Here is a 3,417-nt window from a genome sequence, read left to right on the forward strand (position 1 = left end):
AGGGCGTCCAGGGAGCGAAGGTCCCGAAGGCTGCGCGCTTCGAGTGGTCGCTCCAGGGAATCGATGGACGCACGCTCCCCTCCAGCACCTCGGCAAGCAGGTCGCTGTCGCCCGGTGAGAGGGCAACGGTCTCGGTTCGTCTGGAGCTTCCGCCGGGAGCCTACCGCATGGCGATCAAGGGTGAGATGACGCTGACCGACAACAGCAGGCAGCCTTTCGTCTGCCGCAGCCGGCCCTTTGTCGTGCTCAAGGAGACCCAGGCGGCGCTGCAGGAGACCAAGCTCCCCGCTCCAGAACTAGCTGCAGGCAAGCCGCGAGTGGGCGTGCTTGTTGACGGTTACGGTGGCCAGGGGATTCTCGCCGCGCTGCAGCGGACGGACAGCCTTCAGGTGGAGAAGGTCACTCAGATAACGCCCGAGGTCGCGCGGCGCTGCCGTGTGTTGGTGGTCACGCAGAACCGCTCGGGTTTCGGCGACGAGGCCCTGGCCCGGGCTCTGCATAGCTGGATCGAGGCCGGCGGCGCTGTGCTTACCACCCACGATGCCGTCGGGTACCGCAGTCACCCGGCCATCGTCCCGGAGATCGCCGCCGGAGTCGATCATCTCAGGTCAACGACGGTTCGCATAACCAAACCCGACCTCTCACCTTCGGGAGTTGCCGGAAGCCTGCTCACCCACGCCTTCTACGATCACATCCTCCTCAAGGCGGGAGACAAGGCCGAGGTAGTCGTGACCGACGAGGAGGGTAAGCCGGTGGTGGTGACCGGCCTCCTCGGCAAGGGTCGCTACGCAGCCTCAGGCATCGCCTTCGGTCTGGACGCGGACACCCAGGAGGAGGAACCTGCAAAGCAGGAGGGCTTCCTGCTGCGCAAGATCGTGGAGTGGCTGGCCGAGGGACAGAAGCCGTAAGGTAGCCGAGTGCGTCGTCGGTGAAGGCTGGGAGGAGGACTGTCTGACAAGAGGAAGTCAGGGCGTGAGACCAGATCGGCAAGTCCATATCAGGGAGGACCGTCATGCAGATCCGGAGAGTCAGTGTGCTCGTCCTTGCGCTGGTGTCCCTGTCGCTGGTTGGAAGCCTGCAAGCCCTTGCTCAGGAAGCGCCGTCACTCCAGGCCAAGGACTTCGTGGCAGTGTGCGGTGATTCCATCACCGAGCAGAGGCAGTACTCGGTATTCATCGAGGACTACCTGCTGATGTGCCAGCCGGCGGCTGACCTTCGGGGCATGCAGGCCGGCTGGGGCGGCGAAGTTGCCCCCGGCTTCCTGTCACGTATGCAGCGAGACGTCCTGGCGCTGCACCCCACGGTGGTCACTACCTGCTACGGCATGAACGATGGTGGCTACGGTCCCTTTGACCCGAACCGCGGCAAGCTTTACCGCGACACCCACAAGGCGATCATCGCCGGGCTGCGTGACGCCGGCGTGCGCCTCATTGTCATCGGCTCGCCGGGCTGTGTCGACAGCAACACCTTCCGTGGTGGCGGCCAGCCCGCCGAAGTCTACAACGTTACCCTGGGCAAGCTCGGGGATATCGGACGCGAGGTAGCGGCTGAGGAGAAGGTCGTCTTCGCCGACGTGCACACCCCGATGATGGAGATCATGGCCAAGGCCAAAGCTAAGTACGGTCCGACCTACCATCTGGCCGGTCCCGATGGCGTGCACCCTTCGCAGAACGGGCAACTGGTCATGGCCTACGCCTTCCTGAAGGCGCTCGGATGCAAGGGTGACGTCGGCACGATCACCCTGGACCTTGCCACGGGCAAGGCAGAAGCGACTGCCGGGCACAAAGTGCTGTCGAGTGCCGGCGGCGTGATCGAGATGGAGAGCACCCGCTACCCCTTCTGCTTCTTCGGCGATCCAGCCAGCCCTGGTGCGACGCGCGGGGTGATTGAGTTCCTGCCCTTCAACGACGAGTTGAACCGGCTGCGGTTGGTCGTGACGGGCGTCGAGGCTGCCGCACGTTACCAGGTGACCTGGGGCCAGGCCACGAAGGAGTTCTCCGGCGCTGCGCTCAGCCAGGGCATCAACCTGGCAGCCGAGTTCCTCGACAACCCCTTCTGTGGAGCCTTCCAGACTGTCGAGCGGGCGATCCGTCAGCAGCAGGACTTCGAGACCCCGCTGACCAAGATGCTGCTTCATAACCTCCCCGCATACCGAGATGCGGCGCCGGACGAGAATGCAGCCCTGGACCGCGTCGCTGCCAGGGTGATCGCTCGCGACGAAGCCCTGGCAACAGCCTCGAGCGCGGCTGTCGTTCCGGTCAAGCACACCCTGAAGGTGGAAACCGTCCGCTGAGAACCGCTGAGACATGATCTGGGCCACGCCGCCGTGCGCCTTGCTCCCTTCTGGTGGGCCATGGCGGCGTGGCAATACCCGGTTCCGGACCGCGACACCCAGAGGCACCGCTGTCGAAGGCCAATGGGCATCAGCACGTGGATCTCCTGGAGGTGACTGCCCGAGCATGTCTCCCCGCAGACTCGCCTTCGTTCTGCTGCTGGCCGCTGTCGCCGGTGCAACTCCGCTCCTGGCACAGGATACCGCCACGCGTCCCGGTCTGATTGCCATCTGTCCTGGCGAGTGGGTGGAGGAGATGCAGCCCTGGGTCAAGGCCCGCAGTGTGGCCTTTGACGCACGCTGCGTGGCGCTTGAGGAGGTCCTAGCCGGACAGCAGGGAGCGGACGCCCCGGAGCGCATCAAGCGATTCCTCTACCAGGAGTGGCGCAACAGGGGACTGCAACTCGCCCTCCTCGTGGGTGACGCAGACACCTTCCCCGTGCGCTGGATGGTGCTGGACCGCAACACCAGCGAGGCCTTCGACTACGCCTTCTACGCCAGCGACCTGTACTACGCCGACCTCGCGACCACCGACGGCAGCTTCGACACCTGGAATGCCCGCAGCGACGGCTTCCACGGCACTTACTTCGGCGAGGTTCGCGGCGAGCACTTCAAGGAGCCGCCGATCAACTTCGACGCCATCTCCTACGTGCCGGAGATTGGGGTTGGACGATGGCCGGTCTCGACGGTCGCCGAACTGCAGGCGGCGCTCGCGAAGACTCTGGAGTGGGAAGCCAGCCGGCGTGAGGGCCCTCGAAGGGCCTTGATGGCACACGCGAACGGCTGGGTAGACGCGCGAAGTCGCCTGGGCACCCAGGCAGATAGCCTTGAGAAGTCCGGCTGGACCGTGGAGCGGCAGTTCTACGGCGGCAAACCAAGCGAGCCGACGCCCGGCAGTGTGAAGGCATCCATCCTCGGCGGCACCGAATTGGTCATCCACGCCGGTCATGGCAACTCGGAGGTCTGGGACGGCTGCCTTGGGCCCCGGGAGCGTGAGGCACTGATAGCGGCGTCTCCGGCCATCTTCTTTTCCGTCGGCTGCGGCACCGCCCACTTCGCCAATGAACCTCCTTACGACGCTTACC

Annotated in this window: 3 protein-coding genes; all 3 read left to right on the top strand. The window is 65.1% G+C overall.

The window, feature by feature from the left end; all coding sequences use genetic code 11:
• Positions 1–908, top strand: a 908-nt coding sequence (locus tag ABFE16_06145; GenBank protein MEN6344869.1) for a hypothetical protein, incomplete at its 5' end; no start/stop codon positions are given.
• Between the two features lie 104 nt (positions 909–1,012).
• Positions 1,013–2,293, top strand: coding sequence for an SGNH/GDSL hydrolase family protein (locus ABFE16_06150; protein ID MEN6344870.1), 1,281 nt, complete (start codon positions 1,013–1,015; stop codon positions 2,291–2,293).
• 166 nt (positions 2,294–2,459) lie between these two features.
• On the top strand, positions 2,460–3,417 hold a 958-nt coding region (locus ABFE16_06155; GenBank protein MEN6344871.1), incomplete at its 3' end, for a C25 family cysteine peptidase.

The organism is Armatimonadia bacterium (assembly GCA_039679385.1).
Taxonomy (GTDB): domain Bacteria; phylum Armatimonadota; class Zipacnadia; order Zipacnadales; family JABUFB01; genus JAJFTQ01.

What these genes read in the sequence shown, in the direction of transcription:
- ABFE16_06150 (MEN6344870.1), top strand. Translation starts at nt 1,013, where the DNA reads ATGCAGATCCGGAGAGTCAGTGTGCTCGTCCTTGCGCTGGTGTCCCTG.